This window comes from Paenibacillus sp. F024, assembly GCF_057814255.1.
In genome coordinates this window covers 74,943-100,893 of sequence record NZ_JBVASZ010000002.1, presented here as the reverse complement: position 1 = coordinate 100,893, position 25,951 = coordinate 74,943, and the positions used below count along the sequence as shown (strand labels likewise).

General features: G+C 51.9%; 25 protein-coding genes and 2 other annotated features (1 of these 27 running past the window's edge). Of the genes, 1 reads left to right on the top strand and 24 read right to left on the bottom strand.

Translation table 11 applies throughout. The features are described from left to right. Nucleotides 1-19: 19 nt before the first annotated feature. The 20 genes from ACZYR9_RS04315 to ACZYR9_RS04220 all read right to left on the bottom strand — a co-directional run bounded on the left by ACZYR9_RS04315 (nt 20) and on the right by ACZYR9_RS04220 (nt 17,313). Nucleotides 20-1,252, bottom strand: a complete 1,233-nt coding sequence (locus tag ACZYR9_RS04315) for an MFS transporter (protein ID WP_488977233.1) — start codon at nt 1,250-1,252, stop codon at nt 20-22. A gap of 311 nt (nt 1,253-1,563) precedes the next feature. After that, nucleotides 1,564-2,865 carry a GTPase ObgE gene (gene obgE / locus ACZYR9_RS04310; protein WP_488977232.1) on the bottom strand — a complete coding sequence of 434 codons (1,302 nt, stop codon included), beginning with the start codon at nt 2,863-2,865 and terminating at the stop codon, nt 1,564-1,566. Next, complete coding sequence (locus tag ACZYR9_RS04305) at nt 2,855-3,496, bottom strand: Spo0B domain-containing protein (RefSeq protein WP_488977231.1); 642 nt, start codon at nt 3,494-3,496, stop codon at nt 2,855-2,857. Before ACZYR9_RS04305 ends, obgE begins: the two co-directional genes overlap by 11 nt. Before the next feature lie 196 nt (nt 3,497-3,692). Next, nucleotides 3,693-4,004 (bottom strand): 50S ribosomal protein L27, encoded by a 312-nt coding sequence (gene rpmA, locus ACZYR9_RS04300; RefSeq protein WP_210022186.1) that lies wholly within the window; start codon nt 4,002-4,004, stop codon nt 3,693-3,695. Between the two features lie 19 nt (nt 4,005-4,023). Then, nucleotides 4,024-4,350, bottom strand: a complete 327-nt coding sequence (locus ACZYR9_RS04295) for a ribosomal-processing cysteine protease Prp (RefSeq protein ID WP_488977230.1) — start codon at nt 4,348-4,350, stop codon at nt 4,024-4,026. Nucleotides 4,351-4,356: 6 nt separating this feature from the next. Continuing rightward, the gene (gene rplU, locus ACZYR9_RS04290; RefSeq protein WP_488977229.1) at nt 4,357-4,668 is read right to left on the bottom strand and encodes a 50S ribosomal protein L21; all 312 of its coding nucleotides are present in this window, start codon (nt 4,666-4,668) and stop codon (nt 4,357-4,359) included. Between the two features lie 11 nt (nt 4,669-4,679). Next, nucleotides 4,680-4,766 (bottom strand) — a sequence feature (ribosomal protein L21 leader region). A 51-nt stretch (nt 4,767-4,817) separates the two neighbouring features. Further along, entirely contained in the window at nt 4,818-6,056 is a 1,239-nt protein-coding gene (locus ACZYR9_RS04285; RefSeq protein WP_488977228.1) for an Rne/Rng family ribonuclease, read from the bottom strand. 36 nt (nt 6,057-6,092) lie between these two features. Then, complete coding sequence (locus ACZYR9_RS04280; RefSeq protein ID WP_488977227.1) at nt 6,093-6,998, bottom strand: M50 family metallopeptidase; 906 nt, start codon at nt 6,996-6,998, stop codon at nt 6,093-6,095. Further along, complete coding sequence (locus ACZYR9_RS04275) at nt 6,991-7,878, bottom strand: peptidoglycan DD-metalloendopeptidase family protein (RefSeq protein WP_488977226.1); 888 nt, start codon at nt 7,876-7,878, stop codon at nt 6,991-6,993. Before ACZYR9_RS04275 ends, ACZYR9_RS04280 begins: the two co-directional genes overlap by 8 nt. Nucleotides 7,879-8,033: 155 nt before the next feature. Beyond that, complete coding sequence (locus tag ACZYR9_RS04270; RefSeq protein ID WP_488977225.1) at nt 8,034-8,798, bottom strand: response regulator transcription factor; 765 nt, start codon at nt 8,796-8,798, stop codon at nt 8,034-8,036. Next, nucleotides 8,773-10,083 carry a sensor histidine kinase gene (locus ACZYR9_RS04265; protein ID WP_488977224.1) on the bottom strand — a complete coding sequence of 437 codons (1,311 nt, stop codon included), beginning with the start codon at nt 10,081-10,083 and terminating at the stop codon, nt 8,773-8,775. The genes ACZYR9_RS04270 and ACZYR9_RS04265 overlap by 26 nt, the downstream gene beginning before the upstream one ends. 200 nt (nt 10,084-10,283) lie before the next feature. Then, a complete protein-coding gene (locus ACZYR9_RS04260) occupies nt 10,284-11,435 on the bottom strand; it encodes an FtsW/RodA/SpoVE family cell cycle protein (protein WP_488977223.1) in 1,152 nt (383 codons plus the stop codon). A gap of 6 nt (nt 11,436-11,441) precedes the next feature. Continuing rightward, nucleotides 11,442-12,239: a septum site-determining protein MinD gene (gene minD / locus ACZYR9_RS04255; RefSeq protein ID WP_488977222.1), complete on the bottom strand. Its 798-nt coding sequence runs from the start codon at nt 12,237-12,239 to the stop codon at nt 11,442-11,444. 19 nt (nt 12,240-12,258) lie between these two features. Continuing rightward, the gene (gene minC, locus ACZYR9_RS04250) at nt 12,259-12,924 is read right to left on the bottom strand and encodes a septum site-determining protein MinC (protein ID WP_488977221.1); all 666 of its coding nucleotides are present in this window, start codon (nt 12,922-12,924) and stop codon (nt 12,259-12,261) included. A gap of 70 nt (nt 12,925-12,994) precedes the next feature. Then, a complete protein-coding gene (mreD, locus tag ACZYR9_RS04245) occupies nt 12,995-13,519 on the bottom strand; it encodes a rod shape-determining protein MreD (RefSeq protein WP_488977220.1) in 525 nt (174 codons plus the stop codon). Further along, complete coding sequence (gene mreC / locus ACZYR9_RS04240) at nt 13,516-14,382, bottom strand: rod shape-determining protein MreC (protein WP_488977219.1); 867 nt, start codon at nt 14,380-14,382, stop codon at nt 13,516-13,518. Before mreC ends, mreD begins: the two co-directional genes overlap by 4 nt. Nucleotides 14,383-14,415: 33 nt before the next feature. Continuing rightward, complete coding sequence (locus tag ACZYR9_RS04235; protein ID WP_488977218.1) at nt 14,416-15,450, bottom strand: rod shape-determining protein; 1,035 nt, start codon at nt 15,448-15,450, stop codon at nt 14,416-14,418. A gap of 81 nt (nt 15,451-15,531) precedes the next feature. Further along, nucleotides 15,532-16,221 carry a RadC family protein gene (gene radC, locus ACZYR9_RS04230; protein ID WP_488977217.1) on the bottom strand — a complete coding sequence of 230 codons (690 nt, stop codon included), beginning with the start codon at nt 16,219-16,221 and terminating at the stop codon, nt 15,532-15,534. Between the two features lie 56 nt (nt 16,222-16,277). Continuing rightward, nucleotides 16,278-16,889 (bottom strand): Maf family protein, encoded by a 612-nt coding sequence (locus tag ACZYR9_RS04225; protein ID WP_488977216.1) that lies wholly within the window; start codon nt 16,887-16,889, stop codon nt 16,278-16,280. 181 nt (nt 16,890-17,070) lie between these two features. Next, the gene (locus tag ACZYR9_RS04220; protein ID WP_488977215.1) at nt 17,071-17,313 is read right to left on the bottom strand and encodes a DUF4321 domain-containing protein; all 243 of its coding nucleotides are present in this window, start codon (nt 17,311-17,313) and stop codon (nt 17,071-17,073) included. A gap of 156 nt (nt 17,314-17,469) precedes the next feature. On the opposite strand from ACZYR9_RS04220, the gene ACZYR9_RS04215 reads away from it, so the two are divergent. Continuing rightward, entirely contained in the window at nt 17,470-18,768 is a 1,299-nt protein-coding gene (locus ACZYR9_RS04215; RefSeq protein WP_488977214.1) for an N-acetylmuramoyl-L-alanine amidase, read from the top strand. Nucleotides 18,769-18,856: 88 nt separating this feature from the next. Here ACZYR9_RS04215 and ACZYR9_RS04210 read toward each other — a convergent pair whose 3' ends face one another. The 4 genes from ACZYR9_RS04210 to ACZYR9_RS04195 form a co-directional block, all read right to left on the bottom strand. Then, nucleotides 18,857-20,158: an SPOR domain-containing protein gene (locus tag ACZYR9_RS04210; RefSeq protein ID WP_488977213.1), complete on the bottom strand. Its 1,302-nt coding sequence runs from the start codon at nt 20,156-20,158 to the stop codon at nt 18,857-18,859. Nucleotides 20,159-20,298: 140 nt separating this feature from the next. Continuing rightward, the gene (gene murC / locus ACZYR9_RS04205; RefSeq protein WP_488977212.1) at nt 20,299-21,684 is read right to left on the bottom strand and encodes a UDP-N-acetylmuramate--L-alanine ligase; all 1,386 of its coding nucleotides are present in this window, start codon (nt 21,682-21,684) and stop codon (nt 20,299-20,301) included. 8 nt (nt 21,685-21,692) lie between these two features. Then, nucleotides 21,693-23,072: a bifunctional folylpolyglutamate synthase/dihydrofolate synthase gene (locus ACZYR9_RS04200; RefSeq protein ID WP_488977211.1), complete on the bottom strand. Its 1,380-nt coding sequence runs from the start codon at nt 23,070-23,072 to the stop codon at nt 21,693-21,695. A 7-nt stretch (nt 23,073-23,079) separates the two neighbouring features. Next, complete coding sequence (locus ACZYR9_RS04195) at nt 23,080-25,752, bottom strand: valine--tRNA ligase (RefSeq protein WP_488977210.1); 2,673 nt, start codon at nt 25,750-25,752, stop codon at nt 23,080-23,082. A 103-nt stretch (nt 25,753-25,855) separates the two neighbouring features. Beyond that, nucleotides 25,856-25,951: a binding site (T-box leader), on the bottom strand (it continues 159 nt past the right edge of the window).

Genomic DNA, 25,951 nt, shown 5'->3' with positions numbered 1-25,951 from the left:
CACCTAAATTATCATTCGATTAGAAGTTGACTCCGGAATCCGCCGTAGCCCATGCTTTCCGCCAGCTCCGGGTCACCGCGTAAAACACAAGCGTAACGACGAGCACAATAGAAGCCACTACGATAAAGCCCGTCACGTGTGTTCCGGTTGCCTGCTTCAACGGGCCCAATATGTTATTGGGGAGCAGGAATCCACCAAAACCGCCTGCCGCTCCGATGATCCCCGTGACCACTCCAATTTCTTTAGGGAAGCGTTGAGGTACGATTTGGAACAGCGAACCATTCCCCATGCCCAAGCATGCCATCATAATGCTGGTAATTAATAGCATGACCATAAAGGAGCTCGGCATGGTCGAGATGGCAAAAGCACATATCGCTATGGCCGAGAACAATACCAGCATGAAGCGCATACCGCCGATTCGGTCGGCAATATACCCTCCGACCGGCCTGAAGAAGCTGCCGGCAATAACGGTGGTCGTTACAAGATAGCCGACTTCCACCCGGGTAATTCCACCCTGTACCGTTTGATCCCCGTACACATCGTAGAAGAAAATGCTGAAATAGCTGGCAAATCCGACGAACCCACCGAACGTGACCGCATAGAAAAGACAAAACCACCAGGTATCGGCATATTTAAAGGTCGCTAAATAATCCCTGAGTTTCTTGGGCGCCGGCTGGTTCGGACTATCCTTTGCCATCAAGGCGAAAGCGATCAGTACGAGAACCAGAGGAATGATCGCTAAACCGAATACGTTATGCCACCCGTATGAAGCCGCCAGCTGCGGTCCAAAAAAGGTGGCCAATGCCGTACCGCTGTTTCCCGCTCCCGCGATTCCCATCGCAAGCCCTTGATACTGCGGCGGGTACCAGCGGCTGGCCAAAGAGAGGGATACGGCAAAGCTTGCGCCTGCAATCCCCAGCAGAAAGCCCAATGCTTGCACTTGGCTGAAACTCGTACCGCCAAGCCAGCCCCAAAGCAGCGGAATGATCGTCAGCACCATCCCGATCATGCCTGCTTTCCGGGAGCCGATCCGATCGGCCAGGATGCCCATTGGAATCCGGAACAGGGAGCCGCCGAGTGTTGGAATGGCAACCATCGTCGCTTTCTGTGCATCCGTCAGGTTAAAGTCCTTGGTAATGTACAGAGAAAGCGCTCCGCAGAGAACCCAAATCATAAAACTAACATCAAAATAGAGAAATGATGACAACAAACTTGGGAAATGTCCTGCCTTACGAAAGCTTTTTACATCCACTCCACTCTACCTCCCATAATTTTACCTTGTTTAATCTCTTTTTGTCTAGTTTATGTAAAGATTAATTACATGTTTATACTATACAATCGAAAAACAGAAAGTTCAATAGGTTTTTCGAAAAAAAGTTCATGTTTTTCTTAATTAATAATTTAATAATTCTTCTTTTATGAATGATTTTTATTCAATAACGAACATTATTTTTGATTTATTAAATAAATGTTCATGTTTATAGAGGAACAAAAAACACCAACCTGACATGTATTTAACATGAGAGGTTGGTGTTACCGGAAAGCCGCTCGCCTTCGATCATCCTATTCCTGCTCCACAAATTCAAATTCAAAATCGCCGATACGGATCGTTTGGCCATCCTTGGCGCCGCGTTGGCGAAGCGCCGCATCGATCCCTTTCTTTCTTAATATGCGGGCAAAGCGCATGACCGATTCATGTGTGCTGAAGTTGGTCCGTTTGATCAGCTTCTCTATACTTGGACTTTCAATAACAAAGGCTTCGTTATCCCGGCGAATCGTAAAGTCTTCTCCTTCTTCCTTTTCCAGACGATAGACCTTGCGCTCCGATAAGTCAACCAACTCTTCCACTAGAGGCATTTCCGGGATCATTTCGAGCTCGTCTGCCACCTTATACAGCAATTCCTGCACACCGCTTTTGGCAATGGCCGAGATCGGATAAATCGTCAATTCACGTCCGGATTCATGGAGCCGTCGCTTAAATTCAGTCAAATGCTCCTCCGCATCGGGCATGTCCATTTTGTTAGCGGCAATAATTTGTGGACGTTCTTCCAGCTTGGCGTTATACAGTTTAAGCTCGTCGTTAATTTTCTCCCAATCCTCGAACGGATCACGACCCTCTGTAGCCGCCATATCCACTACATGAACGATGATGCGGGTCCGCTCGATATGCCGCAAAAATTCGTGCCCCAGACCGACGCCTTCATGAGCTCCCTCGATCAAACCCGGAAGGTCGGCCATCACAAAGCTGCGTCCGTCACCAACCTCGACAACGCCCAGATTCGGCGTAAGCGTCGTGAAATGGTACGCTCCGATTTTCGGCTTAGCCCCGGATACAACGGACAGCAGGGTCGATTTACCTACGCTCGGAAAGCCTACCAAGCCGACATCCGCCATCACCTTAAGCTCGAGCACGACCCAACGTTCTTCGCCCTCCTCACCGTTCTCGGCGATTTCGGGAGCCGTATTGTTCGCCGTTGCAAAGCGGGTATTTCCGCGGCCTCCACGGCCCCCTTTGGCAATGACGACCTCTTGGCCGTGCTGCGTCAAATCGGCGATGATTTCCTGCGTATCATCGTCAACAACAACGGTACCCGGAGGCACCCGTACAATCATATCCTCCGCATTGGCTCCATGCTGGCTTTTGTTACGCCCCTTTTCGCCGCGCTGCGCTTTAAAATGCTTTTGATAGCGAAAATCGACCAGAGTGCGCAATCCCTCATCGACCCGAAAAATGACGTCGCCGCCATCCCCTCCGTCGCCGCCTGCAGGACCGCCTTCCGGAACATACTTTTCCCTCCGGAATGCAACCAGGCCGTCGCCTCCGTCGCCGCCCTTCACATAGATCTTGGCTTTATCAACAAACATTACCGTCACCCTCTTTATGTATCGCATCCGCATAGTTCCAATCAAGCTTCCATATGAACCTGCGTTCTCCTTTGTGAGCCTTAAGCTTTGAACCGCCCTCAGCCAGCCGCTTGGCGTTGAGCTCCGCTTCCTTGCGCGCTATTCGCTCGTTAACGTAAGCTCCTTCATACACAGCCGTCAGCAGCAGACGCTGACCCTCACGGCCCAGATGAAGCGCTAGTACGTTTTCATTTTCAATGGATTCTGCCGCCTCTTCCTTGAAGGCATCAAGCACCGCAATAATATCTACAGCGCATGCCTCCGGATACTCCAGCTCCGACAGGTGAATTTCTTCTTCTAACCGGATGTCGAGCGCAAGCTCCTTCACCTCAGCCTGAAACGTCAGCAGATGCAGGATCAAGCGGGGAATTCCGAGCTTGGAAACATAGCTTTCCTGCTGTACTTTTGCTTTTATTTTCTCCATTAACGGCGATAATTTATCAAACTTTTTCAGCTGCACGAATCCCATGAGAATTTGAATATCGTTCATCCAATCGTGACGGTAGTGGTTAAACAATCGAAGTATACGCTGGTCCGGATCGTCATTCAAGGGATCGGTTGTAGAGGTACGGCCTTGCGGTTCCATGGTCATGCCTAAATCTCTCCGTTTCCGCTTCATCCTTCATCCATACAGTATATCATTTCAGCTTTGAAAACTCATCCTATTATCCAAAACCGTTCAAGCCGGCATAGGCAGCCAATTTTAAACTTCGTGGCAGCAATCCGTTTCATAAGCAGAAAAACCCCGGCGAACATCGATCGCCAGGGTTTGGTCGTTGATGGGTAAATTACACTTCTACCGCAGCGGCTACCGGAGCAACCGTTACAGGGTAGACGCTCACTTTCTTGCGATCGCGGCCAAGACGCTCAAATTTCACAACGCCTTCAACCTTCGCAAAAAGCGTGTCGTCGGAGCCGATGCCCACATTGTTGCCCGGGTGAATTTTCGTTCCGCGTTGACGCACCAAGATGCTGCCTGCCGTTACCTTTTGCCCGTCGGCGCGTTTCACGCCAAGACGCTTCGCAATACTGTCACGACCGTTCTTCGTGGAACCTACACCCTTCTTGGATGCGAACAATTGAAGATTTAATTGCAACATGTCTGTCTACCTCCTTACTTCAATGATATGTTATTGCTATATATGCGCCATACGATTGTTCTATAGTCTGCAGCATGACTACCATACCTTCCAACAGCAGCTGCATCTTTGCGTTACTTTCCGCTTCCAGCTCTTTAGGAATCGTCACCAGAAGCAATCCATGCTCCATCTCGGTACCCAGCACATGACCCGTTAACGCTTCAACGGCATTCACTGTGCCGACGGTAACGGCAGATACACCGGCACAGACAATATCCTTGCCCGGCTCGTCGTACTCTGCATGACCTTCCACACTGAAGCGCTCCATCCGTCCGTCCTGTCCACGATAAATCCCGATCCGAATCACGGTTTCTTACGCCTCGATCTTCTCGATGACAACTTTCGTGTAAGGTTGACGATGACCTTGCTTGCGGCGATAGTTTTTCTTCGCTTTGTACTTGTAAACGATGATTTTCTCGCCTTTGCCGTGCTTCTCCACTTTACCGGAAACGGAAGCGCCGGAAACTAACGGAGCGCCGACCACCAAACCGCTATCTTTGGATACTGCCAGCACACGGTCAAATTTTACCGCTTCGCCTTCACCTGCGTCCAGCTTCTCGATGTATACTACATCGCCTTCCTGAACTTTGTACTGCTTTCCACCTGTTTCAATAATTGCGAACATTGTTGCACCTCCTCATGTCTCAGACTCGCCTAAAGCCAGGTGACAGGACCTCATAAGCCCTATACTTCATAACCCGCTTCGCGCGGTTACAGCATGCTATAGCAACACACTAAAACATCTTATCACATAACGAGTTCTCAATGCAATGCCTATTTTTTGAAATCGGCAAACCCGCTGCCTCCGCAAGCTGGACACGGATCCGGAGCTATCGTTTCCTTGCTGTCACGAACCTTTTTGCGGGTCAGCTCCACCAGGCCAAGCTTGGTCCAACCGAAAACCACAGTCTTGGTGCGGTCCTTCTTGGTCTCCCGAGTAAGCTCCTCGAGCACCATTTGCCGGTGGACCTCCGTTTCCATATCAATAAAATCAATGACGATGAGTCCTCCGATATCTCTTAGGCGCAGCATCCTCGCGATTTCCCGCGCCGCCTCCATGTTCGTGTCAAACACCGTGCGTTCCAAATCGATCGTACCGGTATACTTCCCTGTATTCACATCAAATACGGTTAACGCCTCTGTCCGGTCAATGATCAAATACCCGCCATTATCAAGCCATACCTTGCGTCTCAACCCGTTCTCCAGCTGCTTGGCGACCGTTTCTCCTAGGGACGGGCAGCCATCCTGCTGCAGCTTTATTCTGCCCGCCAGCCCTGAGGCAGCGGCGGGAAGCAATCCGCGGATTTCCTGCAGCGTCAGACCGGAGTTAACGATGAGCTCCTGAACATCATCCCGGAACAAATCGCGAACGAGTCTGGGGAGCATCTCCAAATCGCTGTACAGCAACCGCGGTACCGATGCATTCAGCCTGGCCGCTTCCTCCAGCTGACGATAGCGTCCGCGCAGCTCGGCCAGGTCGGCGGCAAGCGCTTCTTCCGATTCATTAAGAGCTGCCGTCCGTACGATAAAGCCTTCACCCGGCTCCAAGTACCGCTCCGCCATCCGTTTCAGCCGGTCCCTGTCCGCCGCGCTTTCAATCTTGCGCGAGACGCCGATGTAGTCGGCATGCGGCATATACACACCATAGCGGCCCGGAATGGAGTAGTGCGTCGTCACCCTGGCGCCTTTATTCCCGACCGGCTCCTTGACGACCTGCACCATGATTTGCTGTCCTTCCTTAACCAAATCATGAATGGACGGCTTTTCCTTAGGCTGCCTCTCCAGATGGGCCGGCAATACATCGTCGATGTATAGAAAGCCGTTCTTTTCAAGGCCTACATCTACAAAGGCCGACTGCATGCCTTGCAGCACCCGAACAACCCGTCCGATATAAATGTTGCCTGCCAGCTGGCCCTGATTTTGCTTTCCTTTATAATATTCCACGAGCTTGCCGTTCTCCAAAACGGCGACCTCGGTATGCTCATCATCGCTATTTACCCATATCCGTTTCATGTCCGGCAACACCTCGGCCTTATTGTACCATATTCCTCAGACGAAAAGCTCGGAAACCGCTCTTCCTCTTTTTGTCTCGTCAAAATAAGATTCAAGCAGCGTCCGTTCGGGCAATACATGACTGATATATCCGTGATCGTCAAGTACGTAAATCAAATGATAGCGATCCCGCATAAACAACCGCACTACGTCCGCTACTTTCCGCTGACCGTGAACGACAATCGGTCCTGCGTGAGCCCCTTGAATCCACGCTTTTTTGAAACGCTCCTCCCTATGAACCAAAAAGCGCATAAATCGATAAGGCAGCCCCCGTAAATCGTACCAATTCGAGAAGCATAAAAATAAACCTATCATCAGCCAATTGAGCTGAATGCCACCCCGATCCGTGAACAAATGGAAGGCGGATGCGGCGATCAACAGTATACTGAGCTGCAAACTCACCAAAGCAGCGACCTGCAGCGTCTTTTGGTAGGGCAGCCATAATCCGACCAGGACCTGCATAACCTTGCCTCCGTCCAAAGGCATGACCGGCAGCAGATTAAAAAGGGCGATAAGGAGGTTCGCTTTTACAAAATAGGCGCCCCATTCCGCCGGGAGCAAGCCCAAGGCCGTAAGCCCATACGCGACCAGCATCATCCAAAGGTTTTGCAGCGGTCCGGCCAAGGCAACCATCAGTTCGTGAATGATGGGAACGCCCCCCGGCTCCTCCACTACCGCTACCCCCCCGAAAGGAAGGAGCTGGACCTCCTTCACGCGCCAGCCCAGGCTTTTGGCGGCAACGACATGGCCCAATTCATGGATAAACACGATGCCGAAGAGGGTAGCGGTCTCGATAAAATAACCCGTCAAAACGGAGATCAGAAGCATGACGGAAAAGAGCGGATGAAAACGGTATTTGACCCCGTACCAGACATTCCAAGACGACCCTGCCCGTCTAATCAAAAGGTACCACGTCCGTCGGATCGACAGGATTGCCGTCCTTGGAAACAGCAAAATAAAGTGTCCCGGCCGATTGTCCCTGCGGCGGTCTGCCTACCGTTCCGACCGTTTCTCCTCCTTTAAACCAATCGCCTGCCCTCACTTTTCCCTGCTCCAAGTGCCCATAGACCGATTCCATGCCCGACGAGTGCCGCAGAACGATCGTAAACCCCGTATCTTCCTTTACCCCCGCAAAAGCAACCAGTCCCGTGTCCAGAGCGGATACCGGAGCCCCTGTCTCCGCCTCTATAAGCACTCCCCCATGAACAGGTGTAAAGGCAGCGATCAGCTTCCCTTGAACAGGCGGGAAATAATGCTTGGACACGGCGGATACTTTCTCTGCATCCGCATGCTTCGATGAACCCCATGCGGGCAGGAATGACGGTACGCCTCCAAATTTATCCTCATACCAAGCGGCGAGCGCGCGGGTATCAAAGGATTCCGTAAGCGCACCCGCGACCACCTCCTTCCCTTTATTAGCCAGCGGATGCTCGATTTGAAACATTCCCCACACCAATGCAAACAATATACCGCTTACCATGATTCGCGCGGCCAAACGGCTTGTCCGCGGGTCCGACGGAAAGCCGCCTTCATTTTCAAAGTCGGCATGGTCATACCTCGCCCAATCCCGCTGCAGCTTGCGGTTCCATTCCACCTCGGGATCGTGCCGCCAAGCCCGTTCGACCGGCCTTCCCCTTTCCAAATCCGTCTCATAGTAGCCGCTTCCAGCCGGAAATTCCATATGAGAAGGCTCCGGATCCCTTTGCCTGCGGGACCGACTGCCTTCCTGAAGCTTACGGATTTTTTCCATCCGCCGCTCGCGAACGTTTTTCCTCGTCTCCATCCCCATACTCCCCCTTGCCGCTAAAGCTTGCCTATTCCATCCTATGAGCTTGTACCTTCAAATATACGAGTGCCAATGGCACATATACGGAGGTGTACCGTTTTCCTTAAATTCACTTTACGTATGCTGCAATGACAAAAAAAAAAGAGGCGTCGTCAATACGACTCCCCGCCACGACTATTTCTTTGGTCTTTTCGAAATTCTGAAGGCGTTCGACCGACAATCCGTTTAAACGTGTTGCTAAAATAAGAGATATCCGTATACCCCAATCGCAGAGCGATCTCCGATATTCGCAATGAGGTCGAAGAGAGCAGCCTTTTTGCTTCCTCCATGCGCCGCTTCAGCACAAAGTCCATAAAATTCATCTTGGTTTGCTGCCTAAATAGGTGACTCAGGTAGCTCGGATTCAAGTGAACATACGCTGCCGCCTCTTGGAGCGTTACTTCTCCCGGAAGCTTGCCCTTGATATATTCCATCACCAGCTCCACGGTGGAGAGCTCCAGCTCGTCTTGCGGCTTTTCCACGATTCCTCTTTCGTGTTTGCTCCTGCGGATTTGATGCTCTACTTGTTTCAGACAAGCTGCCATATCTTCTACCATGACAGGCTTTAGCAAATAATCGACGACTCCGGACCGGAGAGCTTGCTGGGCGTAACCAAATTCGTTGTGGCCGCTTACGATTACAATCCCAGGCGGCGCGGCCTGCTCGTTAAGTGAACGGGCCAGCTGAAGCCCGTCCATCACAGGCATGCAAACATCAGTGACCACAAGATCCACGGAATGCTCCTTCAACCAATCCAGCGCCGCCAAGCCGTCGGAGGCTTCCTGAACAACACTGAAGGGCAGCCCCGTACGCTCAATGATCTTCTTGAGCGAAGTTCTTACCCAGCGCTCGTCATCCACAAGCAATACCGTGTGCATTTGCTTCTCCTCTTTTCATCTCCAATGTATTCATCGGAAGCCTTATGGATACAGACGTTCCTTTGCCGGCTTCGCTATCAATGGACACGCCGAAGCCTTCCCCGAACAGGTACTCGCAGCGGCGATGCACGTTTACCATACCGATCTGAGGTCCTCCAAGGATGACGACTTTATGCATCAGATCATGCCGCAGTGCCGACAGGATATCGCTGCTGATCCCCGGACCGTCGTCGGTTATACACAGTACATAGGCCTTATCGCTTTCCTGATAGGCGGTGATGGAAATACGGGTTACACCGCTGAGGAGGTCCGCGCCGTGCTTGATACAATTTTCCACCATCGGCTGCAATGTAAAGGCGGCAGCCGCTTGCTTCTCTGCCCATTCGGGGATACGGAACTCAAACTCCAGCCGGTCTTCAAATCGGTATTTTTGAATTTGCAAATAAAGCTGGCAGACCGCAATTTCACTGCTTAATCCGACCGTCGGTGAGGATTCCCGCAGATTGTATTGAAAAAGACGGGACAGCGAAGCACTCATCTCGGCAATGTCGTCCATATCCTTATCCAGCGCCATCCCGCGAATCGTTTCCAGCGCATTATAAAGAAAATGGGGATTGACCTGTGCCTGAAGCACCCTCAGCTCCGTTTCCTTTTGCCGCAAATGCATTTCCATTTCTCTCAGTCTTGTAAAGTAAATTTCCTCCAGCAGCCGGCTGAGATGTTCCACCATTTTGTTGAAGCCGTGCGTGAGCAATCCGATCTCGTCCTTGGATTCCACCTTCATTTTTGCATCGAAATCTCCTACCTCAATCCTTTTCATATACTTCTGAAGATGCCGGATCGGCCGGATGATACTTGCGGCGAAGGTAATTCCTATGATATAGGCGATCAACAATGCAATGGATGTTGTCCAAACGATCGTTCTACCAATATACCCGCTGCCTTGTGTCAGCTCGCTGTAAGGGATTAAAGTAAGCAGCGACCACCCAAGGAAAGTGGAGCGGCTGAAGGTCAGAAGCTCCCGGGCCTCGTTGTTGAGTACATAGGATCCGCTCTCGGAATGCAATAGCTGCTGGAGCGGTTCCAAATCGGCTTTTTGTCCCAGGTAACTTACATCCGGATGGTAAACATAATGCCCGGTGGAATCCCAGAAAAAAACAAAATTAAACAGCTTCCGCGTAACAACCTGCAAAATAACGATCAGCGTCATCGATGAAAGCGCCAGCAACGCAAACCACTCGAAGAACGTATCGATAAATAAGGCGATCTTTTTAAGAAGCCCCATGCTCCCCTCTCCCCTATGAATGAAGTTGTATATATTGAATACAACCAATTGTAAAGGCTTACACGGGTTGTCGGGAATGCCATCCATTTTAGAATTTTTTGTAATATTTTTAGATGAGCCGATAATCATGGCAACAAAAAAGGATCCGGCGGTCATTATTCCGCAAGATCCTTTTGATAGCCGATGTAAACCTAAATGACTTATTCCTCATCCAGCAGTTTATCGTCATGCAGCCTGATGCTCATCACCAGTCCCATGGCCGTCATATTGATGAGCAGCGAAGTTCCGCCGTAGCTGATGAAGGGCAGTGTAATCCCCGTAAGCGGCATAATTCCGATCATCATACCAACGTTCTGGAACACTTGATAGACCAGCATGGAGACAATACCGATGATCATGTAAGAGCCTGTATAATTATCACAATATATAGCAATTAAAATCATGCGATATATCAGGACAAAATACATGAGCAGCAGAATCGACGATCCCACAAAACCGAATTCTTCTCCCACCACTACAAAGATGGAATCCGTATAAGCAACAGGAATAAATCCGCTGTGGATGGAGGTTCCCTGCAAGTAGCTTTCCCCTACCAGGGATCCTGATCCAATGGCGCGAATCGCATTATCCACATGATACTTCGCATCGCTCGTGGCGGCGGATGGGTCAATCAAGGTAAGAATTCTTGGCATCCAGTGCGTAGATACCCCTTTGGCCACCAGAAAATCTCTCAAGGGATCGTGATATATTTTAAAAAAATATAAAAACACATAGGCGAATCCAATGATCGAAACAGCGCCAATAATCCCATGAGTCCAACGGATGTTGCCGATCCAAATCATACCCAGCAGGATGACGCCCAATATAATGGCATTACCCAAGTCCGGCTGAATGATAACCAAGCCAATGGGCAAAACGGCGAGCAGGAGAATCGGAACGAGATCCCGGGTCAGTCCCAGCGTCTCCCCTCGGTTGCGAGCCATAAAAGCCGCTAAACTGATGATCAAAATGATCTTCACAAGCTCAACCGGCTGAAAATCTAGCCCGAACGGAAGCTTGAACCATCCTCTTGCCCCGTTAATTCTGGCGCCGAAGAAATAAACGGCAATCAGCAGAATAATTCCAACACCATATAAATAATACCAGATTTTCGCTAGCGCTCGATAATCCAGAAGGGTCATAACGAAAAAGGCAATGAGCGAGACGACATAGATCAACGTCAGCTTCGCAGGATCGAATACTTCAGAGTGATTATATCTCGTTGCGCTGTAAAGCAGTAGCGTACTGATGACCATGAAAGAAATAAGGATAAGCACGATGGAAAAGTCGATTTTTTTTAATTTGTGCAGCACCTTGCGTCATCCTATCCCAAGAAACTTTTTCATTCGATTGAAAACACCGGTTTTCTCTTCCATAGGCATCAGCGGCACGGAATCCCCCAGAATGCGGCGTGCGATGTTGCGATAGGCAATCGCTGCACGCGAATTCGGGTTCATGACCGTAGGCTCTCCGATATTAGCGGCTTTGATCACATATTCGTCGTCAGGCACGATGCCCAAAAGGTCGATGGCCAATACGGAGCAGATCTCATCGATATCGAGCATTTCTCCTTTTTTGACCATGTTCGGGCGGATCCGGTTAATAACAAGCTTAGGCGACTCCACATTCGGCTCTCGCTCAAGCAGCCCGATAATCCGGTCTGCATCGCGTACAGCGGCGTTCTCCGGGGTAGTCACCACAATCGCTTTGTCGGCTCCGGCCACCGCGTTTTTGAAGCCCTGCTCAATACCTGCCGGACAATCGATAATGACGTAATCGAAATCACGTTTGAGATCAAGCACAATTTGTCTCACCGCATCGGGCGATATGGCATGCTTATCCTTGGTCTGTGCCGCAGGAAGCATATAAAGCTCGTCAAACCGCTTGTCTTTTACCAAAGCTTGCGGCAACCGGCAGCGGCCTTCGGCCACGTCGATCAAATCGTAAATAATCCGGTTTTCGAGACCCATGACGACGTCCAGGTTGCGGAGACCGATGTCCGTATCTACCATCACAACCTTTTTCCCCTGCAGCGCCAAAGCCGTACCGATATTGGCGGACGTCGTCGTTTTGCCAACGCCCCCCTTGCCTGAAGTAATGACGATTGCGTCTCCCATTGGTTCCTCTCCTTATCCTTCAAGTGCGCCCAAATAACCCGAACTTGTACAGGTGTTGGATTTTGTCGATCTCCATTTTGCCGTCTTTCACATAAGCGAACTCCATATATGAGTCAAAACTGTCGTTAAGGTTCCATTCATCCGGAGGACGACTGATAATCCCCGCAATTCGGAGCTGTGTAGGCCGCATATGGGAAGCAGCGATGACCGCTTTCTCATCCCCATCCATGCCCGCATGCGCCATTCCGCGCAATGAGCCCATAATATATATGCTTCCCGTGCTGAGAATAGTTCCGCCGGGGTTCACGTCTCCTAAGAACATAATATTTCCCTCATGCGAAAGCGTCTGTCCCGATCGCACCATGCCCTTTACCATCTTAACTTCAGCCGGATCCGGCCCCGTCCTTTGCAGCGAAGGGTCATGCGATTCTACCGATTGAACCAGCAGGTTGCCTCTGCGGCTGATGATGCTGCGCACCTGCTCTTTTTGCTCTTCCGTTACCGCACGGCTTCCCAGCTTCACATTCACATGAATGATCGGACCTGTCAAAATTTGTTGATGCGTTTTTTCCAGCTTATGCTTCAGTTCTGCTATGACATCAGAGAATTCACAGGTATCGTCCAGCAAAAATACGAGCCCGTCTTTAACTCCTTTTATCGTCACATGATGCTTCTTTGCAGCCATAACCGCTCTTACCCCCTAAGCCTATACAATTCGGCTTGGCGACGGCGTTCTCCTGCTCCGGTACAGAAAATTATTCCTCTTCCGTCTGCTTTGAAGGGAGTCCCTCAAACAGCTTCCGTATCGGAACATAGACAGCCAGCGCAAACAGCAGGTTGATCAGCATGCTCGGCAGCATTTGATAAAAGAACACCCACTGGAACTCCGTATGAATGACACGAAACAAACGATACAAGCCAAACAGGACCGAATCGTAAAACAAATTCCCCATACCGATCACAAGCATGTTAATCACGATGCTGGAATAAACCCGTCCCTGCAGCAGACCGGCCAAATAACCGGCTAAACCAAGCCCGAACGAAACCGGGCCGAGCATGGGCGAATGATATATAAAATCCTGCAGCATACCGAAAATAAGTCCGAACATAAGTGCTGTATGACGATGAATATACAGTCCTATATAAAGAACGATCACAAGCATGAAGTGCGGAACGACATAAACCTTCGTTTGCCATGCCGTGGGAATCAACCAGGGAACCAGGGTGCTTTCGAGCATAAACAGAGCCCCCAAAGTCAGCCAAAGCTTCGCATGATTCATGACGACTCACCCAGCTCAGGCACTTCTACGACGAACACCTCGCGAAGGTGGTTGAACGACGCGAAAGGCTGAATGCTGGCCACGTAGGTGATCCCGAATTCGCCCTGCTTTTTCTCGACAACCTGCCCTATTTCAATGCCCCGAGGGAATACCAGACCTCTTCCGGAAGTAATGACCGTATCGCCGGGCTGAATCGGATCCTTAGGATCGATCTTGGTCATCAGCAGTGTTTGAGAATCTGAATCAAACGTCTCGATAAAGCCGAACGATTCATTCTCCTTGCCCTTGACCGTAACGGAGATCGCCTTGGACTCCAACGACGCTTTATCGTCAATCCCCGTCAGCAGCTGAACGTCCGAATAAAAAGAAGATACGCTGACGACCCTTCCGATCAGGCCTTCCACCGACATCACGGCCATGTTAGGCCTGATTCCGTCCTTTTCGCCAAGATTGACCGTCATCATCTTATTGCCTTGATTGAAATAAACGACCTCGGCAATCCGGAATTTATAATTGTTCATTTGCTTCTGCCGCTCGGTAAAGCCTAGAGCATCCTGCAGCCGCTTGTTTTGAAGCTCGAGGTCGTTCAATCGGGTCGTATCGCGGGCATACTTGGTCAACGTCTGACGGAGCACCTGATTTTCTTCGTAGATGGTGCGAAGCTGCCCGACATCTTCAATAAAACCGACTACGGCTCCGACAGGCTTGTATATCAGTCCCTGGGTCCAAGAAATGGTATCCTTTAGAAACTTTTCCGGCCAAGTATCATAATTTCGCTGCCCGAACGTAAGTCCCATCAGCGCAATAAAGCAAATCAGGCCGAACATCAGCAAGAGCAGCCTCTTATTCCCCAATAATCTCAATGCTTACACCTTCCAATACGAGAGGCTGTAATTCTAACGACGGGCTTTGGCGGCAAGCCCGGATCTCGTCTTGAACAAATGAATGTTGTCCAGCGCCCTTCCCGTGCCGATTGCAACACAATCGAGCGGGTTCTCGGCCACCAGTACAGGCATCCCCGTCTCCCGTGAGAGCAGCTTGTCCAGATTGCGAAGCATGCCTCCTCCGCCCGTGAGCACAATTCCCCGATCCATAATATCGGCGGCAAGCTCCGGAGGGCATTTCTCAAGAGTTACCTTCACGGCATCCACAATACTGTTCACCGTATCTGTAAGGGCTTCGGTAATTTCATCCGAGGTAACCGACATCGTTTTGGGCAGGCCGCTGACCAGATCCCGGCCGCGGATTTCAAATCTTGCCGGCGGGTCCATCGGCAGCGCGGAGCCGATCTCCATCTTGATTTGCTCCGCCGTCCGCTCGCCGATCATCAAATTGTACGTACGTTTGATGTATTGAATAATCGCATCGTCCATCTCATCTCCGGCCACACGAATGGAACGGCTTGTGACAATGCCTCCGAGAGAAATGACAGCCACCTCGGTCGTCCCCCCGCCAATATCGACCACCATGCTTCCTGTCGGCTCCCACACCGGCAGATCGGCGCCGATGGCCGCAGCGAACGGTTCCTCGATCGTGTACGCGTCACGAGCTCCCGCCTGCCGCGTAGCGTCTTCTACCGCGCGCTTTTCCACCGCGGTAATTCCGGAAGGAACACACACCATTACACTGGGTTGGCGCTGAAACAAGAAGCGCTGCTTCTGCGCTTGGCGTATAAAATATTTGATCATCGTTGCCGTGGTGTCAAAATCGGCAATCACACCGTCTTTCATCGGGCGGATGGCGCGAATGTTGCCCGGCGTGCGCCCGATCATTTTCTTCGCGTCGTTTCCTACCGCCTCAATGGTTTTCGTGTCAGTGCGAAGCGCAACGACGCTAGGCTCGCGAACGACGATACCTTTGCCTTTGACATAAACTAATGTGTTTGCCGTCCCCAGGTCAATCCCCAGATCTTTTGTGAATCCTCCGAACATGGTTGGTGCTCCCTTCTCTATTAAAAGACGCGCATTCCGCGGAAATAGTTTTCAAATGGACTTAAAACCTTACTTATTATATTACATCAATCCAAGCTCCTTCAAACTCACGAAGCGTTGATCGCCGATCACGATGTGATCCAGCACGTCGATCCCTACGATATCGCCTGCCTGCACAAGGCGTTTCGTAATTTGGACATCCTCCGGACTCGGAGCAGGATCACCGCTCGGGTGATTATGGACGCAAACGATAGAAGCGCTGCTGCGCTTAATGGCTGCGCGAAACACCTCGCGGGGATGCACGATGGACGCATTCAGACTGCCCATCGACAAGGTTTCCTGTCCGATCACATGATTTTTGGTATTCAAAAACAGACAAACAAAATGCTCTTTTTGCAAATAACGCATATCCTCCATCAAAAGAGACGCTACATCCTGCGGTGAACGAATCGTTACCGTTTCGCTCATGGCGCTTCGAGCTAATCTGCGTCCCAGCTCGATGCCGGCTTGAATCTGCAGCGCTTTGGCTGCGCCGATTCCCTTGATTTCGGTGAATTGCTCGATACTCATGTCCGTCAGCTTCCTCAATCCGCCGCTTTCCTTCAATAATCGCTGAGCGACAAGGACGGCCGATTCCTGAAACGTACCCGTTCTGAGCAAAATCGCTAGCAGCTCCGCGTTGCTTAATGCTTGAGCCCCATACTGCATCATGCGTTCTCTAGGTCGTTCTTCGTTTGGGACATCGCGCAATGTATAATTGAGCGATTCCATGCATTCCCCTCTTTCATATGGTCTTGTTCGAACATTCATTATAACACGACGCCATCTCAAAAAACAGCTACAGAGAAACGTTCCAGCATATCGGAAAGCAGTGACATCGGAAGACCCACGACGTTAAAATAATCGCCCTCGATTCTCTCCACCATCGTAGCGCCGAGTCCTTGAATCGCATAGGATCCAGCCTTGTCCATAGGTTCTCCTGTGGCGATATAGCGACGTATTCGTTCATCCGTAAGTGATTTCATCCATACGGACGTTCGTTGATGGTCCACGCGCTTCTCTCCGGTCTGCAAATCGATACAGGCCACACCGCTGTACACATGGTGGCTTCTTCCCTGCAGTGACTTCAGCATGCGGAATGCATCCTCTTCGTCCTTCGGCTTGCCCAGCGGTTCACCGTCTACAACGACGATCGTATCCGAACCGATGATAATGCCATCCCGGAGCTCCGTCCGATCCGCTTTACAACGTTCGTATACCGCCAATGCTTTACGACGGGATAACTGCTCTACAATGCGTTCCGGCGCAAGTCCCGCTTCCGTCGTTTCGTCCACATCGCTGACGATGATTTGATAGGGCAGCTGCAAGGAACGGATCAGCTCCTGCCGCCGCGGTGAAGAAGAAGCCAGAATCAGCGTTTTGGTTGCGGTAATCGACATAAAACGTTCCCTCGTTTCGAATTTTTATATCGTGGTTTGTCCTCAAAGATCATAAGCTGTCCGGACACAATGGAGGAAAACCGAACGGCTAAGCAAAAAAGTATAAGGTAGAGTCTGTTCATGCACCCGACGACGCATGCGGGTCCGCTCCCTTGACGGAAAGCGGACAAACCATTCTTGTCTACAGCCTGCGATACGCCCAGAATCCGAGTGCCAAGCCTGCAATGCTGATCAGATTCAGACGGATATGCAGGGTCAAGTCGTATTGGATCACAATCAGATCGGCTTTAGGCGTCCAAGACAGCGGCACCGAGTTGGTCAGGAACGACAACCCCGGATATGGAGCAAGAAACTGGCCAACCAGTGTTCCGGCCACCAATCCGATAATCAGGAAGAGAATGAGCGTCAGCGAATTCTTTTTCAAGATGTAGGATACCTCTTTCGGGAAAAATTACTAAACTGATTTTCTATGTATGCCATTGGCTATTATATCATACTTGCCCGTGGCGACGAATGACTATTGTCTGGAAAGGAATTGAGACATGTTAACTGCTTACAGAAGAAAAGGTGATTTTGTACAATGGTAAGAAAAAAATGGACCCCGCTGCGAAGGCCCTGGATGCGCGCCGCTGTTTTGGCGTTGGGTCTTCTGGTGCTGCCCGGACAGGCGCTGGCCGCGAAAATTGTCGTCGATGCCGGCCACGGAAATCAAGATCCCGGCGCGATTGGCGTAAACGGGCTTCAGGAGAAAGCGGTCAATCTGGATATCTCCAGCAGGCTGAGAGATCTCTTGGTACAACGCGGTTATGAGGTGGTCATGACGAGGGATTCCGATGTGTTTCTCTCCCTGAAAGAGCGGGTCGAATTCACGAACGCGCAAAATGCCGATCTGTTCGTCTCGATCCACGCGAATTCGCACCCCAGCCCCGGCATTCGCGGAGCCATGGTGCTTTACTATGACGATGCATACCCGCAATCGAGCTATCCTGCAAGTCCCGAGATGAGGCAGCTCACTCCCCAAAGCCGGGATCTGGCGGGAAAAGTACTGGACTCCCTCGTCCAAACGGTTGGTCTGGAAAACCGCGGCCTGGTGCCGAGTGCGGTCTATGTGGTGCGTATGGGGACCATCCCGAGCATCCTCGTGGAGACGGCGTTCTTGTCCAACAACGAGGATGCGGCTCTCCTGGCTTCCGATCAGGTCCGCCAAAGCATGGCGCAGGGAATTGCCGCCGGCATTGAAGCTTACTTGCCTCCGGTTGTCTTGTTTCCGGACACGAGGGGACACTGGGCACGTGAAGCCATTCTGCGGCTGAATACGCAGGGGGTGGTAGAAGGTGTCGGCAAGAACTTTGAGCCTAATCGCATGCTGACGAGAGCGGAATGGATGACGCTGCTCGGGCGTGTATTCGAACTGCCGGCGGCCAATCCGGCAGGGAAAGCTTGCGGCACCGGCGGCAAGGACACGGTTGCCGGGGCCGTCAACCGCGACGGCGGATGCGACGCCTCGCTCGGAGCCGCCGCGTTCCGGGACGTGAACGCGGGGCATTGGGCCTTCGCCGCCCTCGATCGGGCGGTGAAGGCCGGCGTGCTGGAGGGCTACCCCGACGGCACGCTGCGGCCTGACCAGCCCGTGACCCGGGCGGAGGCGGCCGCGCTGTTCCAGCGGCTTGCTCAGCTGCCGCTGAACAAGCTTGTGCCTGGCCCGCAGCAGGCCTTCAAGGATGTGCCTGCAGGCTATTGGGCAGCGGGTTCAATAGCCGTCTTAAAGCAGGCCGGCTGGATTGACGGAGTAACGGCGGTGACATTTGAGCCTGAACGGTCTATCACACGGGCGGAATCCGCCGCATTAGTGGACCGTTACATGGCGAACCGAAAGTAATCTCAGGCGTGAGTCATCATCTTATTGAACAAAACAAGCTCACCTTTGATTCGTTACAGCGAGCGAATCAAAGGTGAGCTTGAGTCATTTAATGCACCGAAACGCTTTTCAACAGCTCCTTTTCGGCCACAAGATACTGCATTAAGGCTGTCTGGGCTTCCCAAAGGAGAGCCTTTGACGGATTTTTATGATATTCCTCCAGTGATACTACGGCGGTATTGAGCGCACTGTTCATTTTCGGCAGCGCAGCGCGGCCGGTTTCCCCCAAGCCGTCGCTGACGGCCGAAGCCGTACCGGACCAGCTCTGATGCGTCGACTTGAGGGCCTGAAGCACCTTTTGATCGAGTGCGGCCGGATTTTCCTCTCCCAGATGAATGATGGTCTGTGATGCCATCTGCTGAACGAGCTGAGCTCCCTGGTTCATATAGCTCTGAAACACATTGTTCTGGCCATGATTCCATTTGATTTTGGCTGCAGCCGGAATTTCAAAGGGCTTGATCATCACCTCAAGCTGCCTTTGCTGAAACTCCCGGGTAAGGCCGAGCGCTTCATCCCGGCTCAGAGCCATGCCTACGTATACAGGGTACTTATCCCCTGCGTCACTGGCCGCAGCCAGTCCCTTCCCGCGAAAATCGGCTATAGCCGAATCTGCACTCTGGGAGCTGCTGAAGACGCCTCCCTGCACGAAAGTATATGTTCTCGCCGGAAGGTTGACAGCCATCTCCGTTGCGGTAGCGGTAGCAGTAGCGGCGGCGCCCGAGGCTTCCGCCTCACTGCTTCTATTATCCTGTACACGAGCTTCTCCCTGCTGCTTAGGTGCTGTTGTCCCATTCACAGGCTGCACGCCGGCGGAGTCCGAGCCGCCCCCGGAGAACATGGAAAGCACCAAAAAACCGAAAGCAATGCCGGTCACGACAGCCCCCGCTACCGATGCTGTAATTTTCATCCATGAGCTGCCTTCGGCTGGATTCGGAAAGTATACGGAGTCTTTTGTCTTGTAAGCCCTGTGCTCCCGCGTCTGTCCGCGCCCCCGCTTCCACTCCCGGTCTACGTATCCCGTTTCCGGATCAACCGTCATCCTTTCCGATGACGAACTGTCCTCTTGCAAGCGATAGGTATCCGTATCCAATGTGCTGTGCCAGCCGCCAAAGTCAGTGGTATATTCGTTCAAAGGCTTTACTTCGAACCGTTGCTCCTTACTTTCATTTCCTGGCCCTTGCTCCGGTTGTTCTTTGATTACATGGTATTCCTCCGTACGCATCGGAATAACCTTTGCCTGTTCCTTGTTCTCCCTCCTGATATGATCCTCCCGCCCTTGGGGATCATTATGCCCGCTTTGCTCACGAGGTTCCCGGTCATTGAAACGAAACGTCATCCTGGCTTTGTTCACTGGCGTCAACTCTCCCTTGTCCATGATCTTATCACTAGACTATGAGAGTTGAAGAAGAAATAGAACCGTACCTAAAGAAGCCTCCGGAACCATACGGTCTTGCACGTACGGAAATAGGCCGGAGGCTTCCATTCAACGATTTAGTTTTGGTTTGCACGCTTCGCAAGAGATTTGGCCAAGCCGTCGGCCGCTTTCCAAATATCTCCTGCTCCCATGGTCAGCACCAGATCTCCCGGATTCACAGAATCATACAAATAGCTTTGCACCTGTTCCTTTGTCGGGATATACCGCACATTCGGGTTGCTGTTCTTGCGAATCAATTCTACCAGATTGGCCGAGCTGATCCCTTCAATCTGCTTCTCCCCCGCCGGGGAGTAGATGTCTGTGATAATCACTTCGTCCGCATCCGGGAACGCCCGGCTGAACTGCTCAAACAGGAAATACGTACGCGTAAATCTTTGCGGTTGAAACACAGCGACAATGCGTTTGCCCGTTGCTTTGGCCGCTTGAATCGTAGCTTCGATCTCCGTGGGATGATGCGCATAGTCATCGATGACCAGAATGTCATTCACTTCACCCAGCACCTGAAAACGTCTCTTGGCTCCACGGAATTCCGTAATCGCTGCGGCTGCCTGTTCAAAGGTCAAGCCCGCTTCCATGCAGGTGATAATCGTAGCCATCGCGTTGTAAACATTATGCTTGCCGGGTACGGATAAACGAACCGTGCCAAGCAGTGTTCCCTCCCGCAGCAGTTCAAACGTAACCTTCCGGTCGCCAAGACAGATATTGCGTGCCATCACATCGGCTTCCGTTTCGATCGCATAGGTGATGACCTCGCTCTTGATTTGCGGAATCATGTCCCGCAAATAGACATCATCCTTGCAAACGACCGCTTTGCCGTCATTCTTCACCTGGCTTAAGAACCGGGCATAGGCACTTTTCAGATTTTCAAAGTTGCCGTCATAGTTTTCGAGATGGTCCGCCTCAATATTGTTGACCAAAGCGATAGAGGGCTGATACTGCAGGAACGAACCGTCGCTTTCATCCGCCTCCGCAACCACCCACTCGCCTTTACCCGCTTTGGCGTTGCTTCCGACGTTCATAATTTCCCCGCCGATGATAAAGGTCGGGTCCTGCCCGCAGCGCTCCAGCACCAGCGCAATCATGGATGACGTCGTTGTCTTTCCATGCGCTCCCGCTACGGCAATGCCCTTCTTCGCATTCATCAGTCTCGCCAGCATTTGAGCGCGGTGCAAAATCGGGATGTTCAGCTCTTCAGCCGCGACCATCTCTACGTTATCTTTGGACAGCGCCGTGGAGTATACGACGATGTCCGCTCCCTTCACGTTTTGCGCTTCGTGTCCAATGAACACCTGCGCCCCTTTGGCTGCCAGCTTCTCTGTGAGCTCCTGCTGCGCCAAATCGGATCCCGAAACTTGGTAGCCCATTTCCAGCATCACTTTGGCTATGGCACTCATGCCATAGCCTCCGATACCGATAAAATGGATGTGCTCCGATGTATTCACTTATGTTCTCACCAGCCTTTTTCAGAATCGGATTGATGCTTGATCCAGGAACGAACATCCCCTATTAAATATAACGTGCCAGAGACGACGGTGAGGTCATCCTCTCCCATCAAGCCTTTGACCCGCTCAAGCGCCGCCTTCCAGTCAGGCTCTACGATCACTTCCACATCGCTGCGGCCGTATTCCGCAAGCATGGACCCAGCCAGTCCGGCGAGCGATTCCGCCGAGGCTTTCTTATGCCAATTCGGCTCGGTAACGATGAGAGTATTCACTATTGGAAGTATATGCCTGAAATAGCCTGAATGATTCTTGTTATCGAGCATTCCCATGACAAAATGGAGGTTTTTATACGAATACGTCTCTTTCAGAGCATTGGCCAGCGACTCAGCCCCTTCCGGATTGTGCGCTCCGTCGATCAAAATCCGGGGGTCCGTAGACACCATTTCGAGACGTCCGGCCCACTGCGTTTGTTTCATCGCGAGAAGCAGATCCTCATCGTCTATAATTAAAGCATAATACTGCCGCAGAACTTCAAGCGTCATCAGAGCGACGGCCGCGTTCTCGATTTGATGCAGGCCGTTCAAAGAAATCCTGACGTCCGGTATGTCTCGGAACAAGCCGTGAAAATAAAACGTCTGTTCGTTCTCTTTTGACGTAACGATGTCGTAACGGAATTCCTGCCCCAGCAGATAAAGCTTGCTGTTCTTCTCGCCGGCCTTCCGCACAATGACCTCCACCGCCTCCGGCTGCTTCACGGCACTGACTACCGGAACACCGGACTTGATGATGCCGGCTTTTTCCGCTGCGATTTGTTCCAGCGTATCTCCCAAAAAGTCCATGTGATCATGACCGATGTTGGTGATTACCGACACCAGCGGCGTAACGATATTGGTCGAATCCAACCGTCCGCCTAAGCCCGTCTCCCAAACGACGAAGTCGGGATAGGCCATGCGCGCAAAATATTCGATGGCCGCAACCGTGGAAATCTCGAACATTGAAGGCTGCCCGTACTCTGACGCCACTTGGTCCACCACAGGCTTGATTTTATTGATGACCTGAAGCAGATCTTCATCGGATATGTTCTGTCCATTGATCCGGATGCGCTCGTTGTAGCTCTCGATATAGGGGGACGTGAAGGTCCCCACGTCATACCCGCACTGGCGGATCACTTCCGTCAGATAGGCGCATACCGAGCCTTTGCCGTTGGTTCCGGCCACATGGATAAATTTTAACCGGCGGTGCGGATTGTCGAGCAGCTCCATCAGCTTCTCCATCCGTTCCAATCCCGGCTTGATGCCCGCCAGCGGAATGTATCTTACGAGCCAATCCACCGCTTCTTTTACCGTCTGGAACGATCCTGCCGGAGCAGATTGCCTGTCTTCGCTCATTGCAAGTTCACCCCTTCAGTTCAGTCAGACGCGCGATCACTTTATCCCGTTTATCGGCGTAATCGGCAAGCTTCGCCTTTTCTTCCTCAATCACTTTAGCCGGAGCCTTCGCAATAAAGCCTTGGTTCGAAAGCTTCTTCTCAATGCGGTCCACCTCGTTGTGGAGCGTCCCCAGTTCTTTTTCCAGCCGCGCAATTTCCTGAGCGATGTCAATCAGCCCCGCCAACGGCAAGTACAGCTCCGCTCCGGTTACAATCCCTGTCATCGCCTTGTCCGGAGACGTGAGCTCCGAATTGATTTCCAGAGTCGACGTATTGCAGAAGCGGCGAACGTATTCTTCATTGCGCCGCAGGATAGCAAGCGATTCGCTGCCGGCCGGCTTCACGAGCACATCGATTTTTTTGCTCATCGGCACGTTCACTTCCGCACGGATGTTGCGGACGGTGCGGATAATATCCATCAGCAGCTCCATCTCGCGGACGGCCTCCGGTGCCTCGAACCGCGCCTCGAATGTCGGCCAGGCGGCAAGCGTAATGGTTTTGCCTTCATGCGGCAGATGCTGCCAGATCTCTTCGCTGATGAACGGCATGAACGGGTGGATCAGGCGCTGAGTCCGGTCAAGCACATAAGCGAGCACGGATTTCGTCGTCTTCTTGGCCGCCTCATCGTTGCCATATAAGGACAGCTTGCTGAACTCGATATACCAGTCGCACAAATCGTCCCAAATGAAGTTGTACAGCAAACGGCCCGTTTCTCCGAACTCATATGCGTCGATCAGCCTGGTCACATCCCGTACGGTTTCGTTCAAACGGTGCAGGATCCACCGGTCCGCCGTACCCAGCTCTCCGCTCAAATCGATATCGGATGCTTTGAAATCACCGAGATTCATCAGCGCAAAACGCGATGCGTTCCAAATTTTGTTCGCAAAGTTGCGTGCCTGCTCTACCTTTTCCCAACGGAAGCGAAGGTCCTGCCCCGGCGTGGAGCTTGTTGAAATCATAAAGCGCATCGCATCGGCGCCGTATTTCTCGATGACCTCCAGCGGGTCAACGCCGTTGCCCAGCGATTTGGACATTTTACGTCCTTCCGCATCGCGAACCAGACCATGAATCAGCACATCCTTGAACGGGATGCTGTCTGTAAACTCGAGTCCGCTGAAAATCATCCGGGCAACCCAGAAATAAATGATATCGTAGCCCGTTACCAAAAGGTCCGTTGGATAGTAACGCTTCATATCTTCGGTTTGTTCCGGCCAACCAAGCGTGGAGAACGGCCACAGCGCGGAGCTGAACCAAGTATCCAGCACGTCCTCATCCTGCTTTAAGTGTGTGCCGCCGCAGTGCGGACACACGGTTGCATCCTCGCGGGAAACCACCACCTCGCCGCAATCGCCGCAGTGCCAGGCCGGAATCCGGTGGCCCCACCAAAGCTGGCGCGAAATGCACCAGTCACGCACATTCTCGATCCAGTGCAAGTAAATTTTTTCAAACCGGTCCGGAACAAAATTGACGCCTTGTGCGGATTTTTGGGCTTCTACCGCACGATCGGCCAGCGGCTTCATTTTCACAAACCACTGCGTAGACAAATACGGCTCCACGACGGCGCCGCTGCGTTCACTGTGCCCAACCTGATGCACATGCTCTTCGATTTTGATCAGTACGCCCAGCTCTTTCATATCGGCAACGATTTGCTTGCGGCAGTCAAAGCGGTCAAGCCCCTGGTATTTGCCCGCATTTGCGTTCATCGTACCGGATTCGTCCATCACGAGCACCTGCGGCAAATCGTGGCGCTTGCCCACCTCAAAATCATTAGGGTCATGCGCCGGCGTAATCTTGACGGCGCCGCTTCCGAACTCTTTTTCCACATACTCGTCCCCGACAATCGGGATTTCTCGCCCGATGATCGGCAGGACAAGCGTTTTTCCGATCAGATGCTTGTACCGTTCATCCTCCGGATGCACCGCAACCGCGGTATCACCCAGCATGGTTTCCGGACGGGTCGTCGCCACAACGATAAACTCTTCGCTGTCTTTGACAGGATATTTCAAATGGTAGAGCGCGCCCTGTACTTCTTTGTACTCTACCTCAATATCGGAAAGCGCCGTACGGGCGGCCGGATCCCAGTTGATGATATATTTGCCGCGATAGATCAATCCTTTTTCATAGAGACGCACGAATACCTCGCGCACAGCCTTGGACAATCCGGCATCCAGCGTAAACCGTTCTCTGGAGTAATCCAGCGAAAAGCCCATCTTGGCCCACTGCTCGCGGATCGTACCGGCGTAGTGCTCCTTCCATTCCCATACTTTCTCCAGGAATTTCTCCCGTCCGAGATCGTAGCGTGTCACGCCCTCCTCACGAAGCTTCTGCTCCACCTTCGTTTGGGTAGCAATGCCCGCGTGGTCGGAGCCCGGAAGCCACAGCGCGTCGTAGCCCTGCATCCGCTTGGTCCGAATCATAATGTCCTGCAGCGTAAAATCAAGCGCGTGACCGATGTGCAGCATGCCCGTTACATTCGGCGGCGGTATGACGATCGTATAAGGCTTCCCGTCTTTGTTCTGACCCGCTTGAAAATAACCGCCCTCCAGCCAATATTCATACCATTTTTTCTCGGCTTCCTTCGGATCGTAAGTTGTCGGCATCGACGTATCCGGCGCCGCTGATTGCTTCGTTTCTTCCATAGCCAGCAAAACCTCCATCTGCATTCGAATTCAGTAGGGATATATGCCGCGGGGACGCCCTCGCATGAACGCATCACCGCAACACATCAAAAAACCTTTCGCCGCAAAGGACGAAAGGTTCTCGCTTCCGTGGTACCACCTTTATTCCGTACTTATGCTTAATTCTCACGGAGTTCCCTCCGGTCAAAATACGGCGCTC

What these genes read in the sequence shown, in the direction of transcription:
- obgE (WP_488977232.1), bottom strand. Translation starts at nt 2,865, where the DNA reads ATGTTTGTTGATAAAGCCAAGATCTATGTGAAGGGCGGCGACGGAGGC.
- ACZYR9_RS04305 (WP_488977231.1), bottom strand. Translation starts at nt 3,496, where the DNA reads ATGACCATGGAACCGCAAGGCCGTACCTCTACAACCGATCCCTTGAAT.
- rpmA (WP_210022186.1), bottom strand. Translation starts at nt 4,004, where the DNA reads ATGTTGCAATTAAATCTTCAATTGTTCGCATCCAAGAAGGGTGTAGGT.
- rplU (WP_488977229.1), bottom strand. Translation starts at nt 4,668, where the DNA reads ATGTTCGCAATTATTGAAACAGGTGGAAAGCAGTACAAAGTTCAGGAA.
- ACZYR9_RS04285 (WP_488977228.1), bottom strand. Translation starts at nt 6,056, where the DNA reads ATGAAACGGATATGGGTAAATAGCGATGATGAGCATACCGAGGTCGCC.
- ACZYR9_RS04275 (WP_488977226.1), bottom strand. Translation starts at nt 7,878, where the DNA reads ATGGAGACGAGGAAAAACGTTCGCGAGCGGCGGATGGAAAAAATCCGT.
- ACZYR9_RS04270 (WP_488977225.1), bottom strand. Translation starts at nt 8,798, where the DNA reads ATGCACACGGTATTGCTTGTGGATGACGAGCGCTGGGTAAGAACTTCG.
- ACZYR9_RS04265 (WP_488977224.1), bottom strand. Translation starts at nt 10,083, where the DNA reads ATGGGGCTTCTTAAAAAGATCGCCTTATTTATCGATACGTTCTTCGAG.
- minD (WP_488977222.1), bottom strand. Translation starts at nt 12,239, where the DNA reads ATGGGAGACGCAATCGTCATTACTTCAGGCAAGGGGGGCGTTGGCAAA.
- minC (WP_488977221.1), bottom strand. Translation starts at nt 12,924, where the DNA reads ATGGCTGCAAAGAAGCATCATGTGACGATAAAAGGAGTTAAAGACGGG.
- mreD (WP_488977220.1), bottom strand. Translation starts at nt 13,519, where the DNA reads ATGAATCATGCGAAGCTTTGGCTGACTTTGGGGGCTCTGTTTATGCTC.
- ACZYR9_RS04235 (WP_488977218.1), bottom strand. Translation starts at nt 15,450, where the DNA reads ATGTTCGGAGGATTCACAAAAGATCTGGGGATTGACCTGGGGACGGCA.
- radC (WP_488977217.1), bottom strand. Translation starts at nt 16,221, where the DNA reads ATGGAATCGCTCAATTATACATTGCGCGATGTCCCAAACGAAGAACGA.
- ACZYR9_RS04225 (WP_488977216.1), bottom strand. Translation starts at nt 16,889, where the DNA reads ATGTCGATTACCGCAACCAAAACGCTGATTCTGGCTTCTTCTTCACCG.
- ACZYR9_RS04215 (WP_488977214.1), top strand. Translation starts at nt 17,470, where the DNA reads ATGGTAAGAAAAAAATGGACCCCGCTGCGAAGGCCCTGGATGCGCGCC.
- ACZYR9_RS04200 (WP_488977211.1), bottom strand. Translation starts at nt 23,072, where the DNA reads ATGAGCGAAGACAGGCAATCTGCTCCGGCAGGATCGTTCCAGACGGTA.
- ACZYR9_RS04195 (WP_488977210.1), bottom strand. Translation starts at nt 25,752, where the DNA reads ATGGAAGAAACGAAGCAATCAGCGGCGCCGGATACGTCGATGCCGACA.